The following is a 14,127-nucleotide window of genomic DNA, read 5'->3' on the forward strand; positions in this document are numbered from 1 at the left end:
CTTTTGCTTTTGGATGAAAAGCGCCTCGCGGGTAGTTGACTCATTTGTTTCGTGCCCTTTTTTCCAGCCTGTGCCATAATAGGAGAGGAAAGCAAGAAGGATGTGGCAAATACGGGCAACGGGCAGATTCCTTCCGTTTGACACCCCGGCTTAAGATAGCGGCTCCCCCGCAGGAACGCCTTGGCTCCACTCGGCAACAAACACATCCCGCTGTTCACACCTGGTCGCAAACAGGCGACCTGCCACAGAAAGCGAGACGGTAAACGATGAAAAAATTTCTTTTGCTCGCCACAAGCTTGCTGCTCGTGCTGAGCGTATTGACAGCCTTCGAGGCGAAGGCGGCAAGCGCACTGCCATCGTCTATGAACAAGCATGTCGTTCCCGTATCGAAAATGGAGCTGCCCCAAAAAACGGTTATCGGCTTTGGCGAAGCGACCCACGGCAACAAACAATTTACGACGCTCAAGCTGGACGTGTTTCGGCAACTGGTAGAAAAGCACGGCTACCGCGCCTTCGCCATCGAAGCCGACTTCGGCGGCGGCCAGAAGGTCGACGCCTACATATCCGGCGGAAGCGGGACAGCGCAAGAGGCGGCAAAAGCGCTCGGCTTTGCGATCTACAACACCGAGGAGATGGCAGCGCTGTTGTCCTGGATGCGCGCGTACAACGAACAGCGCGCTGACCACGACCGCATCCGCTTTTACGGCTTTGACATGCAGCGCTACGACCAGAACAAACAAGCGCTGTTCGCCTATTTGCAAAAAGTCGATCCGCCCCTCGCCGCAACCTATGAAAAAGCTTTGGCAGCTTTGACCGATCAAACGCTGTCCGAACAACAGCCAGCCAAGGAAGGGCTTCCCCACATCCAGAGCTTGCTCGGCCGGATGAAAGCAAACAAAGCCGCCTACACCGCCAAAAGCTCCGAAAAAGACTACGAGCTGGCGTTAGCCTTTGCCGAGTCGATCAGACAAAACGCGATCCTGCACGGAACGAACGTCAACTACGGCAGCGCCCGCGATCGCTACATGGCGGAGCGCGTCATGTGGATTCTCGCGTTTGAAAAGAAACATTACGGCCGCGAGCGCCTGTTCATCACCGGACACAACGGACACATCGAAAAGACGTCCACGACCACGGGTCTTGCAACCTGCATGGGGGCGTATTTGGCGAAAGCGCTCGGCGACCAGTATTACGCAATCGGCAGCGAATTTTATGAAAGCGCCTTTCTGGCCAAGGACGCCACTACCGACGAACGCAAGCTGTTTGCTGTCAAAAACGCCGGGGATCACCGCCTCGCCGTGCTGTTCGCGCGCACCAACCTGCCGGACGGCTTCCTGGACTTCGCCAAAACGCGGCAGGATGCCGATTTTTACGCCTATGTGAATCGTCCGCAGCCGATCAGCGCCATCGGCGACGTGTTTAGCGGCTGGTACGCGAGCATCGAGAACATGTACACGCTGCAAATGGTCCCGGCAAAAGCGTTTGATGCGCTCGTGTTCGTGCGGACGGCGACTCCTTCTGTCATGCTCGCGGACTGACGGCGTGCGAACGAAAACGTGCACCGGAACCATCCGCCTGCTTTCCGGTCGCTTGTGCGCAAAGCGCAAATGGCTCCGCTCCGCCCCAAGACGTCGCCCCGGATCACCAGCAAAAGAAAGCCCCGCCAGACCGCCACGAGCCGAGATCGACGTGGCCCTCTGACGGGGCTTTTCCTGTGCTGTTCTTTGTCCGCCGAAAAGCTTACGAGGACAGCGTCAAGTTTTCATAAATGACAGACAGGCCCATTCCCCCTGCCATGCAAAGCGTCACCATGCCGTACTTGACGCGGCTGCGCACCATTTCGTTCATCAGGCTGACGGTCAGCTTCGCGCCGGTGGCACCGACCGGGTGGCCGAGCGCGATCGCGCCGCCGTTGACATTCACCTTGGCCGGGTCCAGCTCCAGCCCTTTCATCACCGCCAACGCTTGCGCGGCAAACGCCTCGTTCAGCTCGATCAGCCCGATGTCGTCCAGCGTCAGCCCTGCTTTTTGCAGCGCTTTTTGGGTGGCCGGCACAGGCCCGATCCCCATCACGCCCGGCTCGACTCCCGCGCTGGCAAACGCCTTGATTTTGACCAGCGGCATAAGCCCCGCTTCCTCCGCTTTTTCGCGAGACATCATCAACACTGCGGCTGCGCCGTCATTCATCGGACACGCATTGCCTGCCGTGATCGTTCCGTCTTTTTGGAATACGCTTTTCAGCTTCGCCAAGTCTTCGAGGCTAATCTCGTGGCGGACCGACTCGTCCTGATCGAACACCCGCACTCCTTTGCGCTCATGGATGGCAATCGGCACGATCTCGCTGGCAAACTTGCCTGCGGCTATGGCAGTCGCCGCCTTTTTGTGGCTGTCGTAGGCGAAGCGGTCCTGTTCCTCGCGGGAAATACCGTACTGCTGCGCAAGCCGTTCAGCCGTGTTGCCCATGTGCTCGCCTTCCAAGGAACAGATCAAGCCGTCAGACAAAAGCGCATCTTCCATCGTCAAGTTGCCGAACTTGCTGCCCCAGCGGTTTTTCATCAAATACGGCACGTTGCTCATGCTCTCCACGCCACCCGCAACCACCACGTCCTCTTGCCCGGCCATGATCGCAAAAGCGCCGCTGCCAATCGCTTTCAAGCCCGAGCCGCACGCCTTGATGATGATGTGCCCGTACACATGGCGGGGAAATCCGGCCAACTGCGAGCTGATGCGCGCCGCGTTCAGCCCGCCTCCGTGCACGTAGCCGTTGCCGAAAATCACTTCGTTCACTTCCTGCTTGGGAAAAGCCGCCTTTTCCATCAGCCCTTCCAGCACTTGCCGTCCCAACTCCGTTGCCGGGACGTCGCGCAAGCTTTTGCCGAATGCGCCGACCGCGCTGCGCACGCCGGCGACAATGACTACCTCTCTCATCGTTACGCTCCCTTTCGTTTTGCCCTCGTTACAAGACCCGGTTCAAAAATTCGCGCGTCCGCTCTTCCTCCGGATTGTTGAACATGTCTGCCGGGCGGGCCATCTCCACGATCTTGCCCTGGTTCATGAACGCGACCCAGTCCGCCACTTCTTTGGCGAAGCCCATTTCATGCGTCACAATAATCATCGTCATCCCGTCCTGGGCGAGCTGCTTCATCGTCTCCAGCACTTCGCCGACCAGCTCCGGGTCGAGCGCGGAGGTCGGTTCGTCGAACAGCATGATCTCCGGCTTCATCGCCAGCGAACGGGCGATCGCTACCCGCTGTTTTTGTCCGCCTGACAGCGAGGATGGATAGACGTTTGCTTTTTCGGACAAGCCTACCTTCTGCAACAGTTGCAGCGCTTCCTGCCTCGTTTGCTCCTTGTCCGCCCTTTTCGCGATCAGCGGCGCTTCCATGATGTTTTCCAAAACCGTTTTGTGCGGGAACAGATTAAAGTGCTGGAACACCATGCCGACCTTTTGCCGCACCTTCGTCAAATCGTCCTTTTTCGGATCGATGCTCTTGCCTTCGATGAAAATCTCGCCGTCGTCCTTGATCTCCAAAAAATTGATGCAGCGAATCAGCGTGCTTTTTCCCGAGCCGCTCGCCCCGATCAGCACGACGACTTCGCCCTTTTTCACCTGTAGCGTCACGTCTTTCAGCACCTCCACGGCGCCGAAGCTTTTTTTCAAATTTTGCACGCGGATCATGACTTGCTTGTCTTCCATCATTCTCCCTCCCCTCTCCTATACGTCACCTTTGGCCAACCGCTTTTCCATCACATGGACGATATACGTAAAGATCATGACAATCACCAAATAGTACAGGGCCACGATCAAAAAGTACGTCATCTCATCAAAGGTTTCCGCAGACAGGCGGCGCGCCAGGGAGAACAGCTCATCCATCGCGATGAAAGCAGCCAGCGACGACTCCTTCAGCGCCAAAATAAACTGGTTGCCGAGCGGCGGAATGGAGCGCTTCATCGCCTGCGGCAAAATGATCCGGCGCATCGTCTGGCCGGTAGACATCCCGAGCGACAAACCCGCCTCCATCTGTCCCTTGTCGATCGACTGGATGGACCCGCGGAAAATTTCCGCGATGTACGCCCCGCTGTGGATCGCCAAGGCTAAAGCCGCTGACCAAAATTGACCGAGATCAATCACCTTGTAAAAACCGAAATAGAGGACAAAAATTTGCACGATCAAAGGCGTTCCGCGAATGACCATAATATAGACGTTGGCAACAATTTGCCCGAGCTTGAACTTGGAGACTTTCAACAGGGCGACGAACAGCCCGATGATCGACCCTGCGATGACGGAAGCGATCGTCAGCTCAAACGTCAAGAGCAGCGGCTTCCAAAAAAACGGCAATGTGCGGAAAAACTCTTCTGTCAAATGGGCAATACTGGGCACTCGATGCCACCCCTCGCTGATAAAATGTCCCTGTCACCCGCCGCTTTCCTTGCGCGGATGACAGGCGGCCTTACACAAACGTCAACCTTATTCGTTCTTGCTGATGTCGCGATTGAAGTACTTTTCGCTCAGCTTCAGATACGTGCCGTCTTCGTGCATTTGCTTCAGCACCTCGTTGATTTTGTTCAACAGCTCGCTATTGCCTTTGCGCACGGCGATTCCGTGTTGAACCTCGGACAACGGCGCGCCGCTTTTCTTGATTTTCAAGCCTTGGGCAATCGCGATCTCGCCGACCACACTGTCCGTAATGACCACGTCATGCTTGCCTTGCTCCAGCGCGCGCAGGGCCGTGACGTCGCTGTCGTACGTCTTGATGTTGTCGGTGTACTCCCGCGCCATTTTTTCATGCGTAGTGCCCAAGGCGACTGCGACTTCCTTGCCCTTCAGCTCTTCCAGCGTGGAAGTCGTGCCGTCGGGACGAGTGAACAGTTGGCCGCCGGACAAGTAGTACGGATCGGCGAAATCAATTTGCTGCTTGCGCTCTTCCGTAATCGCGTGACTGGCAATCGCCGCATCGTAGCGCCCTTCCTTGACCCCCGCGATAATCCCGGAAAACGGCGAGGTGACGGGCTTTGGCTGCAAATTCAGCCGTTTGGCGATCTCGTTGCCGATTTCGATGTCAAACCCGGTAAGCTGCCCATCCTTGAAATAGCTGAACGGCTGGTACTCGCCGGAAGCGGCAAAGACGAACACGCCTGGCTCCTTCGTCATCGCGGACGCATTTCCGCTGGCTGCGCCTGCCTGTCCCCCGCCATCGTTCGTCGAAGCCCCCTGGCTACATCCTGCTACGAGAAGCGACAGCGAGAACAATACGCCTGCAACGGCTTTGAGTGATTTTTTCATGTTGGTAAGCCCCCTTATCTTTGTGCAGAAAAATTTTTCATTACTCCACCATTTGCAAATGTTCTGAAATCAACAACGGCGCTCCGGTATGGTAAATGACATCCTGCAAGGAGTACGGATACATGACCTCTGTCAGCATCAGCCCCTGCGGCGTGACCTCGATAACCGCCCGCTCTGTGACGATCAGGTCGACACAGCGCTTCGCGGTCAGTGGAAACGTACACTCCCTGCGGATTTTCGGCTCGCCTGTCCGCGTCACATGGCTCATCAGGACGATCACCTTTTTGGCGTAATAGGCCAGCTCGGCTCCACCGCCGATGCCGTGAACGCGCGAGCCAGGGACGATCCAGTTCGCCAAATCTCCCCTGCGATTGACCTGCAAGGCCCCGATAAAAGCGACATCGAGCTTCTTGCGCCGAATCATGCCGTAGGCAATCGTGCTGTCGAAGTAAGAAGCGCCCGGAACTACGGTAACGGGCGCTCCCCCCGCGTTGGAGATATGCTGGTCTTCTTCGCCCTTGATTGGCGTGGGGCCTACCCCGAGAATGCCGTTCACGGAATGAAACATCACGTGCCATTCGTGCGGGATAAAGTCCGCGACCAGCTCCGGTATCCCGATCCCCAGATTGACGGCCATCCCCGGTTCGATTTCCTTGGCGGCGCGCCGCGCGATCATGTTTCGCTGATCCATCGTCAGTCGCATCAGCCGTTCCCCCCGCCGCTGCGATTCACCATGTAATCGACAAAAATGCCGGGTGTCACGATTTTTTCCGGGTCCAGCTCTCCTGCCGGAACGATCTCCTCCACTTCGGCAATGGTGATGTCAGCAGCCATCGCCACCAGCGGATTCAAGTTTCTCGCCGACTTGTCGTAGATGAGATTGCCGTACGTGTCCGCCTGTTTCGCATAGACGATGCCTACATCGGCCGTCAGCGCCGGTTCCATCCAGCACGGCTTTCCCCCAAAAACCACCGCTTCCCCTCCTTCTGTCGCTTCTCCCCACATTTGCGCATCGACAACAATACCGGGAATGCCTACGCCCCCTGCGCGAATTTTTTCCGCAAAAATTCCTTGGGGACAAAACGTGACCTGGAGCCGTCCGTCCATCATCTGTTGACCAGCTTCCGGATTGGAGCCGATATGCGTCGTCATCAGCTTCCTCACCCGCCCGTGGCTAATCAGCTTGCCGATCCCGACCTGCGGATACCCCGCGTCGATTCCGATCAAGGTCAGGTCGCGCACCCCTTTTTCCAAAATCGTGTCGATCAAAAGAGCCGGGGAGCCGATCGTTCCGAAACCGCCGTACATCAGCCGGACACCGTCTCGTACACATTCCGTCGCTTGTTCGCGCGTCACCAGTTTCGCTAGCATCGCATGCCATTCCTTATCTCTCTTGTTTATTGAGCAAAGTCGCTTACGTCCCGCTAACAGTAGCAAGTCCTGTGCCAACACCCAAAAAGCTGGATGGTAGCGAAAATTGCCGAAACTGCGTCTTTTCTGACGAATCGAAGTAGAATCACTTTTGAGTCGAAAGGGAGAGAAACGCACTCTTTTCAGGTGAATCGAAATCGACTCGCGTTTTTTCAAATCCGACTCACTATACAATCGGCAGTCACTTCCTGTACAATCAGGTCAAAAATGGGGGGAGCGTATCAAGCGTGGAAAAAGATGCGGAGATTTTGGCCTTGTCGTCTGTAGATCGGTTCATCGACATATTGAACTCGCTTGCGGACGGCATTTTTATATCGGATGCGCAAGGAACCACACTGTGGCTGAACAAGGCGAGCGAAAACTTGTGCGGCATCCCGAAAGCCGAGCTGATTGGGCAAAACGTGACCGATCTGGAGGAAATGGGCATTTTCAGTCCTTCCGTGACCCGGCTTGTCCTGGAATCGGGCAAGCCGACGACGACCATCCAGCTTGTGAACAGCAAAGGAAAATTTCTCGTGACAGGCCATATTATCCCGGACGAAGACGGAAAGCCGGAGCTGATCGTCGCCCACTCCCGGGACATTACGGAGGCGGCACGGGCCAGCTCGCAGTTGGAGGAAACCGTCGCGCTATTGAAGCGCTACAGCGAGGAACTGCAGCTCATGAAGCGGGAAGCGAACCAAAGCTCGTCGCAGACGCTGATCGGCAACAGCCGCTCGTATTTGGCGCTCATGGAACTGATAAAAAAAGTCGCGCTGGTCGACACGACTGTGCTCATCACGGGCGAAACCGGGGTGGGCAAAAGCCATCTCGCCGAGCAAATCCACCAGCTTAGCGAGCGAAGCGCAGGGCCGTTCGTGCACGTAAACTGTAGCGCCATCCCCGAAACGTTGATCGAATCGGAGCTGTTCGGCTATCACAAAGGGGCGTTTACCGGGGCGAACCACTCGGGGAAAATCGGGCTGGTCAAAATGGCGGACAAAGGGACGCTGTTCCTCGACGAGATCAGCGAGCTGCCCTACCATTTGCAGTCGAAGCTGCTTTTGCTTTTGCAAAACAAGACGTTCATGCCGATCGGCGGCACCAAAACTTACACGGCGGACATCCGCATCATCGCCGCGACCAACACCAACCTGCAGGAGCTGGTGCGCCAAGGGAAGTTCCGGCACGACCTGTACTATCGGCTCAACATTTTGCCGATCAACGTCCCGCCCTTGCGCGAGCGCAAAGACGACATTTTCCCGCTGTTGCACCACAATTTGCAAAAATTCAACGCCAAGCACCACCAAAAACGCCGTTTCACATCTGACGTGCTGGACGTGTTGCACCAGTATGACTGGCCAGGCAATGTGCGGGAGCTGGAAAATTTGGTCGAGCGCATCGTCATCACGTCCAAGTTCGACGAGATTTCCGTCACCGATTTGCCGGAGGAACTGCGCAGCATTCGCGAGCTGGAGGACGGCATCCTCACGCTCGGCTCCCTTTCCTTGACGGAGCGGATGGAAAAAATCGAGGTCGAATTTATCATGCAGGCGCTGCGCATCCACAAAACGACGCGCAAGACCGCGGCGGCGCTCGGCATCACCCAATCGCTTCTGATGCGGCGGATCAAAAAGTACGACATTCAGCTTGAGGACGAGACGGCCGAATGATCTCGGTACTTGCCGCTCCCAGCCTTCGCCTGTTCCTCGTCACGAGCGGCTACATCCTGCGATTTTTTGCGCGAAAAAAAAGGAGCGCTACCACTCGCAGCGCTCCTTTCCCTGTTCTTGTCCGACTATTCCTCGACCTTTTTTGGCGCCTTGCCAAACCAGGTCTTCGCTATCAGCTCGACGACTTGCTTCGGCAGCGATTGCGGCGGCTGCACTTCCTGGCCTGACGCGTCGACGCTGCGATACAGCAGCGCTGTGTCGTCTGCCGGATCTGACTTCGTTTGCAAAGTCCACTCGCCGATTTGCCCGGCGTTGGTCCATTCCTCGATCATGAGCTGGTATTCGCCCGGTGCCAGCTCAATGTAGTCGTCCTCTGTCACATCAATGACAGCGTAGCCGTCGTGCTCGATTTCGGCATCGTATGTATTCCCGTTGGCTGCTTCGTAAAGAGCCAGCTCTTCCGGGTTGTTCAAATTCTCTTTCAGCGTCGCAAAATCGTGAATCGTCACTTTGATCCGTTTTGCCATTGGTACCCCTCCCTCGTTGACAACATCCTCTCACACTGTACCACAATCCGGTCAAGCCTGCCAATTGTTCGCCAGACGCCGGACGTGCCTGATTTCTTCGCGATGCCCCCCGCTTGACCCTCGCGCTGTCTCCAATACAATCGGCAAGCCTTGAAGCTGCGGCGTGCGCAACAGCTCGGCAAAAGCATTGTCCCCGATCATCCCTTGTCCGATGCGCGCATGCCGATCCCGAAACGAGCCGCTCGGGTAAACCGAATCGTTCAAATGCACGGCGGACAAATACGGCAAATAGTCCAGTTCTTCCATACGCTGTATGACCGCGCTCCAATTTTTCCCGTCCCACAGCCCGCTGGCAAACGCGTGACACGTATCGAAGCAAAACCCGACCTTCTGCGGCTCGGCAAGCAGTTGCCGCACCTGTGCCAGCTCATCCAGCGTCGTGCCCATCCGGTTGCCCTGTCCGGCGTTGTTTTCAATCAGCAGCTTGGCCTGTCCGGCCCAGCCGTCCACGATTCGATTCGTCAGCAAAATCATCCGCTTGTAGCCGGCAAGCACGTCCGTCCCTTTGTACTGCCCGAAGTGGACAACTACGCCAAGCGCTCCGCACGCCTCGGCAATCTCAAGATCGTTGCGCACCGATTGCACCGTCACCAGAGCCAGCTCGTCGTCCTCCACGCACAGGTTGACCGGATAAGCCGTATGGGCAATCGACGCCAAGCCGTGTTCCTCGCAAAAAGCGCGGCAAGCTGCCGCATCGGCCGGATCAAACTGCTTGACCCCCAGGCTGCGCGGGTTTTTCGGGAAAAACTGATAAGAGGCGGCTCCTTCCCGCAGAGCGGTTCGCGCCGCCTCTGCATAGCCGTGGCGGATGCTGATGTGACACCCGATTTTCATGCGTTCCTCGCCCCCTCACTCGCTTTCCCCATTTTTCCCCTGGCCGTCCATTCTCAATCGCCTTGCGGGAAAGCACTTGCGCTTCTTTCTCCCATCCGGTAGACCGAAATTAAACCGAACGTTCAGTCTATAAAAAGGAGCCTTGCCTTTCATGTCCAAACGTCGCCTTGATGGGGAGAAAACCAAACAACATATCGTCGAGAAAGCAACCGAGCTGTTTTCCCAAAAGGGCTACTTCGCCACATCGATCGAAGACATCTGCCAAGCGACCGGAGCGAGCAAAGGGAGCCTTTACTACCATTTCAAAAACAAGGAGCAGCTTTTTTTGCACCTGCTGGAAAAGCAGTATAACGAGTGGGCAGAGCTGTGGAAGGAAAAAGAGAAGCAGTACGCCACTTCGGTGGAAAAGCTGTACGCCTTGGCCGCTTTTCTGCTCGAAGACTTTTTGTCCCACCCGTTGAAACGAGCCGGAGAAGAGTTTTCCGGCAGCCAGCTCGCCGATCCGCTCATTATGGACCAGGTGCTTGCGATGCTCAGCTCCTCCTACACGCTGTACACGTCGATTTTTTAGGAAGGAATGGCGCGCGGAGAATTTGCCGAGGCCGATCCGGAAGAGCTGGCGATGATCCTCGAAGGGTTTGTCAACGGACTTATCAATGTCGGCTTCAAAATGGAGGAGGAGCGCCTTCATGCCTTGATGAAGCGGGGGATTGATGTTTTGCTGCATGGTATTGTCGCCAGGTAGCTTTTTTTTCGAAAGTTTCTAGACCGAACGTTCGGTTTAATTAATCGCAGGAGTGTGCAAAATGAAGCCACTAATGGGGAAATCGCGTCTTTCTCACCGTCTTTGTCTCCGATACGCTGGAAAACGTCGGGATTTGGATACGCAACATGGCTTTGCTTTATTACGTGATGGAGACGAGCGGAAACAATCCGGTTGCCGTCTTCGCTCTCTCCATCGTCGTCGAGGCGCTCTCTGTCTGGCTGATCGTCACCGCTGCCATGCGTTTTTTCACCGGAGTGGGGCTTGCTTTTCTGGAAATTGTGATCGGAATGCGGATGATTACGCTTGTCGAAGAAGCGTACGTCGGCCGGGTAAACGGGACGATTGCGCCGCTGCTCGTCGGGCTGATGATGCTCGGTTCGTTTGTGGCCGGGCCACTGATGCAGTTGACCGCGCTGATTTATGTCTTCGTCATCGCAGGCGCGGTCGTGCTCGTTGCCGCCTGGGGAAGCTCCCGCATCAACTGGGCGTCCGGCGCTGAGCGTGCCCTGGAGCATTAGAAAACTTGGCTGCGCCAAGCCATTGGCACAGCCTTCGTTGCACTTTCCGCTGGATAAATTCTTATCCAACCTTATCTGCACAAAAAAGCTGCCCGGAGTCCGGACAGCTTGCCTGTTCACGAATGAGCCTATGATTTGACGATCAACAGCGGCGTTTTGGTGCGATGAATCGTTTTGAAGGTCACGCTGCCGAGCAGAGTGCCCGCGATGCCGCCAAGCCCGTGGTGACCGAGCACGATCAGACCTGCTTGCTCCTCTTCGGCGGTCTGGCGAATCACTGTCGCCGGATCGCCAATCACTACCTTGCTCTCGTAAGGAATTTGCGCCGCTTCCAGCACTTCTTCGCAAGTGCGCACGGTTTCTTTTCCCCAGTTTTCCAGCGTCGCTGTGTCTTCCCAGCCTACGCCGTACACTCCGGCATAAGCGACAGGAGGCGTCACGACACTGAGCAGCAGGTAGGAAACGCCCGGAATGTCCTGACTCAAGGCAATCGCTTTTTGCGCTGCGTTTTTCGCCTGCTCCGAGCCGTCGACGGCGATCAGCACTTTTTGCCAAGGGAAGCGGCTGGCATCGGTCTCCTCGGAAATGAGGAAGACAGGAAGCTGGGCGTCGTGAATCGTCGGGTAGCTGACGCTTTGCAGCAGGAATCCGGTGATCCGGCCGTATCCGTGCGTCCCCATGACGATTGCGGCGTACTCGCCTTTTGTCGCGTGCTTGGCGATCACTTCATGCGGCTCGCCGAACTCGATTTCCAATTCGTAAGTGACTCCTGCCTCTTCGACAATCGTGAGGAACTTTTTCAAGTCTTCTCTCGCTTCATCCAATTGGAAATCTTCCACGCTTTTTTGCCCGAGCTTGCGGACGACGTTGCGCGATGGAAACGGAGGGATGGCATGAAGCAGAGTCAGTTCATGCTTATCTTTGGCGTACGCAAGAGCAAAGCGAACCGCCTGAATAGACTGTGCAGAGAAATCTACTGGTACTAGAATACGGGACATAAGGACACGTCCTTTCCTCTTTCATCGTCGCAAAAAGTCGATTTTTGAGACTTTTTGCCTGTTTTCATTGTAGACTGACACCCTCATTATGTATGTAGGGGAATTCCCTGATCTTGGCATCGAAAAAACCCTTAGGTCTAGTTTCTCTCTCTATTCTAGTACTCCTGTAATAAAAATGGTGGGCTCTGCGCCGAGATCAATATCGCAGATCTCGTGATCTTCTGCCATCCGCCGATTCGCCTGCTGCTCCCGCCTGATGACCCGCACGACCGGACGGGCTGGCAGGCCGCGGTTTTGGTCGATCACGACGCCGACTTCGCCTGTGCTCAGCTTGAGCGACGTGCCGATCGGGTACAGCGCGATCGAGCGCAGGAAGTGGATGACCATTTTGTGGTCGAAGCGCTTTTCCGCAAGGCCCATGATTCGCTCGCACGCCTCGTAGGGAGGCAGCGTCTCCTCTTCCTCGGAAAGCGGCGAGATCAGATTGTCGTAGTAGTTGCAGATCGCGACGATTTTGGCGAACTCGTGAATCTCGTCGCCGCTTAGTCCGCGGGGGACTCCGGTTCCGTCGACCCATTCATGGTGCTGGAGCGGCACGTGCGCAGACACGATGCTCATCTCGTGTTTTTTTCGCAATATTTCAAACCCTATCCAGGTATGATGATTGGTCCTGCTGTTTTTCTTGTAGGCTGGCGCTTCCTTGTCCACCGACAGCTTGCCGATGTCATGCAAAAGCGCGCCGATTGCCAGCTCTTTCAGTTGCGTGGTGTTGTAGCCAAGCCCGACGCCCATCACGGTCGCCATCATGCAGACGTTGAGCGAATGGATGTACAGGGCGTTGTCCTTGGTGCGAATTTCCCCGAGATTTAACAGCACCTTGCGATTGCGCAGCGTCTCTTCGACAATGTTGCCGACAGACTTTTGAATGCCGCGCACGTCGAACTCCTTGCCGGACTGGACACACGAAATCGCGCCTGACAGATTGCGAATGGCATCTTTTCGCGTCGTCTCTGTGACTACCTCCTGTTCCTTCACCTCGTCGAAAAAAGGGTCCTTGATACTGAGCATCGTCACCCCAAAGCGCCGCAGTTTGTTTATCATTCCGACGGTCAGTTGCACACCCGTCTGCAACAGCGTCAAGCCCTCGCTCGTATAAATGCTGCGAGCCAGCACATCCCCAGGCTCAACTTGATCTACGCTCACATATTTCATGGGGTCAATCCTCCTGATTCCTTCTCCCCTGATGCTTTTTCCCTATCTTAGCATTGGAAAAACATGTTTCGCAGATGTTTTTATGAACAATCCGGCAAAAAAGGACCTTTGCAGCAAAAAAGCACCGGATGATCCGGTGCTTTTCGCACAAAAGACGGCGCTGTTTCTTTTGGCCTTACAGTCGCGCTTTTTCTCTGCGGCTGGCCATCGCCTCCAGGAACGCGTCGACGACGGTCGGGTCAAACTGGCTGCCTTTTCCGTCCAGCAACTGGTCGACAGCCTTCCCGTAGTCCAAAACAGGGCGGTAAAGCCGCGCTGATGTCATCGCGTTGAAAGCCTCGGCGACAGAGACAATTTTTGCGCCCAGCGGAATCTCGGCAGCGAAAAGGCCGTGCGGATAGCCTTTGCCATCCAGCCGTTCGTGATGGTACAGCACCGTCTTGGCAATTCCTCGCTGTTGCAAGGGAGCAATCCGTTTTACAATCGCGTAGCCGATCTCTGGATGCTTTTTCATGATAGCCAATTCTTCCGGTGTGAGCGACCCGTTTTTCCTCAGGATCGAATCCGGTGTGCCAATGATCCTGATGTCGTGCAGCAAGGCGCCGATATACACATTGGCACATTCTTCCTCGTCGAGCTGAAGTTGGTTGGCGATTACCCAGACGTAAAAGCCAACGTTGACCGAATGCTGATACGTATAAGGATCACGGGCGTTCACGCATGAAACGAGCGAGTGGATCGTTTCGACCATGTGATTCGTAGCCGCACGGTTACTATGCAGCATCGTCGTTAACAGTTTTTGCAATGGTGCCTCCCCGGCCATGTCATCCCGCTCTTTTCTCTCA

The 14,127-nt window shown here is 55.8% G+C and carries 14 protein-coding genes and 1 pseudogene; 4 read left to right on the plus strand and 11 right to left on the minus strand.

The genetic code is table 11. The features are described from left to right. Positions 1–266 precede the first annotated feature (266 nt). Positions 267–1,538: an erythromycin esterase family protein gene (locus AC3WJN_RS09020; RefSeq protein WP_221842748.1), complete on the plus strand. Its 1,272-nt coding sequence runs from the start codon at positions 267–269 to the stop codon at positions 1,536–1,538. Between the two features lie 202 nt (positions 1,539–1,740). On the opposite strand, the gene AC3WJN_RS09025 is transcribed toward AC3WJN_RS09020, so the two are convergent. From AC3WJN_RS09025 to AC3WJN_RS09050, 6 genes are all read right to left on the minus strand, one after another. Then, positions 1,741–2,928 carry a thiolase family protein gene (locus tag AC3WJN_RS09025; RefSeq protein ID WP_026557031.1) on the minus strand — a complete coding sequence of 396 codons (1,188 nt, stop codon included), beginning with the start codon at positions 2,926–2,928 and terminating at the stop codon, positions 1,741–1,743. Between the two features lie 28 nt (positions 2,929–2,956). Next, complete coding sequence (locus tag AC3WJN_RS09030) at positions 2,957–3,697, minus strand: amino acid ABC transporter ATP-binding protein (protein ID WP_492329246.1); 741 nt, start codon at positions 3,695–3,697, stop codon at positions 2,957–2,959. Between the two features lie 18 nt (positions 3,698–3,715). Next, entirely contained in the window at positions 3,716–4,381 is a 666-nt protein-coding gene (locus AC3WJN_RS09035) for an amino acid ABC transporter permease (protein WP_005835058.1), read from the minus strand. Between the two features lie 87 nt (positions 4,382–4,468). After that, on the minus strand, positions 4,469–5,284 hold the full coding sequence (locus AC3WJN_RS09040) for a transporter substrate-binding domain-containing protein (protein ID WP_007785143.1): 816 nt from the start codon (positions 5,282–5,284) through the stop codon (positions 4,469–4,471). 40 nt (positions 5,285–5,324) lie between these two features. Next, positions 5,325–5,987, minus strand: coding sequence for a 3-oxoacid CoA-transferase subunit B (locus tag AC3WJN_RS09045; RefSeq protein ID WP_007785141.1), 663 nt, complete (start codon positions 5,985–5,987; stop codon positions 5,325–5,327). Then, positions 5,987–6,655 carry a CoA transferase subunit A gene (locus AC3WJN_RS09050; RefSeq protein ID WP_005832850.1) on the minus strand — a complete coding sequence of 223 codons (669 nt, stop codon included), beginning with the start codon at positions 6,653–6,655 and terminating at the stop codon, positions 5,987–5,989. The genes AC3WJN_RS09045 and AC3WJN_RS09050 overlap by 1 nt, the downstream gene beginning before the upstream one ends. Before the next feature lie 287 nt (positions 6,656–6,942). Here AC3WJN_RS09050 and AC3WJN_RS09055 point away from each other — a divergent pair, with 287 nt between their 5' ends. Continuing rightward, positions 6,943–8,367 carry a sigma-54 interaction domain-containing protein gene (locus tag AC3WJN_RS09055; protein ID WP_005832852.1) on the plus strand — a complete coding sequence of 475 codons (1,425 nt, stop codon included), beginning with the start codon at positions 6,943–6,945 and terminating at the stop codon, positions 8,365–8,367. Between the two features lie 125 nt (positions 8,368–8,492). On the opposite strand, the gene AC3WJN_RS09060 is transcribed toward AC3WJN_RS09055, so the two are convergent. Both AC3WJN_RS09060 and AC3WJN_RS09065 read right to left on the minus strand, forming a co-directional pair. Beyond that, a complete protein-coding gene (locus AC3WJN_RS09060) occupies positions 8,493–8,894 on the minus strand; it encodes a hypothetical protein (protein WP_007785135.1) in 402 nt (133 codons plus the stop codon). Between the two features lie 51 nt (positions 8,895–8,945). Then, on the minus strand, positions 8,946–9,788 hold the full coding sequence (locus tag AC3WJN_RS09065; protein WP_007785133.1) for a deoxyribonuclease IV: 843 nt from the start codon (positions 9,786–9,788) through the stop codon (positions 8,946–8,948). Positions 9,789–9,939: 151 nt separating this feature from the next. Between AC3WJN_RS09065 and AC3WJN_RS09070 the strand changes: the two are divergent. Continuing rightward, positions 9,940–10,533 (plus strand): annotated as a pseudogene (locus AC3WJN_RS09070) (TetR/AcrR family transcriptional regulator). Between the two features lie 146 nt (positions 10,534–10,679). Further along, positions 10,680–11,072 (plus strand): MFS transporter, encoded by a 393-nt coding sequence (locus AC3WJN_RS09075; protein WP_007785128.1) that lies wholly within the window; start codon positions 10,680–10,682, stop codon positions 11,070–11,072. Between the two features lie 128 nt (positions 11,073–11,200). On the opposite strand, the gene AC3WJN_RS09080 is transcribed toward AC3WJN_RS09075, so the two are convergent. The 3 genes from AC3WJN_RS09080 to AC3WJN_RS09090 form a co-directional block, all read right to left on the minus strand. Next, positions 11,201–12,070 (minus strand): universal stress protein, encoded by an 870-nt coding sequence (locus tag AC3WJN_RS09080; RefSeq protein WP_005832862.1) that lies wholly within the window; start codon positions 12,068–12,070, stop codon positions 11,201–11,203. Positions 12,071–12,220: 150 nt separating this feature from the next. Further along, complete coding sequence (locus tag AC3WJN_RS09085) at positions 12,221–13,282, minus strand: HD-GYP domain-containing protein (RefSeq protein WP_007785125.1); 1,062 nt, start codon at positions 13,280–13,282, stop codon at positions 12,221–12,223. Between the two features lie 175 nt (positions 13,283–13,457). Further along, positions 13,458–14,087 (minus strand): HD-GYP domain-containing protein, encoded by a 630-nt coding sequence (locus AC3WJN_RS09090; protein ID WP_237716666.1) that lies wholly within the window; start codon positions 14,085–14,087, stop codon positions 13,458–13,460. Between the last annotated feature and the right edge of the window lie 40 nt (positions 14,088–14,127).

It is taken from the genome of Brevibacillus sp. FW306-2-1A-C05A, assembly GCF_058781555.1.

Coding starts and splice junctions, on each gene's coding strand:
- AC3WJN_RS09060 (WP_007785135.1), bottom strand. CDS start 8,894: ATGGCAAAACGGATCAAAGTGACGATTCACGATTTTGCGACGCTGAAA.
- AC3WJN_RS09085 (WP_007785125.1), bottom strand. CDS start 13,282: ATGAAATATGTGAGCGTAGATCAAGTTGAGCCTGGGGATGTGCTGGCT.
- AC3WJN_RS09025 (WP_026557031.1), bottom strand. CDS start 2,928: ATGAGAGAGGTAGTCATTGTCGCCGGCGTGCGCAGCGCGGTCGGCGCA.
- AC3WJN_RS09020 (WP_221842748.1), top strand. CDS start 267: ATGAAAAAATTTCTTTTGCTCGCCACAAGCTTGCTGCTCGTGCTGAGC.
- AC3WJN_RS09065 (WP_007785133.1), bottom strand. CDS start 9,788: ATGAAAATCGGGTGTCACATCAGCATCCGCCACGGCTATGCAGAGGCG.
- AC3WJN_RS09080 (WP_005832862.1), bottom strand. CDS start 12,070: ATGTCCCGTATTCTAGTACCAGTAGATTTCTCTGCACAGTCTATTCAG.
- AC3WJN_RS09030 (WP_492329246.1), bottom strand. CDS start 3,697: ATGGAAGACAAGCAAGTCATGATCCGCGTGCAAAATTTGAAAAAAAGC.
- AC3WJN_RS09075 (WP_007785128.1), top strand. CDS start 10,680: ATGGCTTTGCTTTATTACGTGATGGAGACGAGCGGAAACAATCCGGTT.
- AC3WJN_RS09040 (WP_007785143.1), bottom strand. CDS start 5,284: ATGAAAAAATCACTCAAAGCCGTTGCAGGCGTATTGTTCTCGCTGTCG.
- AC3WJN_RS09045 (WP_007785141.1), bottom strand. CDS start 5,987: ATGCGACTGACGATGGATCAGCGAAACATGATCGCGCGGCGCGCCGCC.
- AC3WJN_RS09050 (WP_005832850.1), bottom strand. CDS start 6,655: ATGCTAGCGAAACTGGTGACGCGCGAACAAGCGACGGAATGTGTACGA.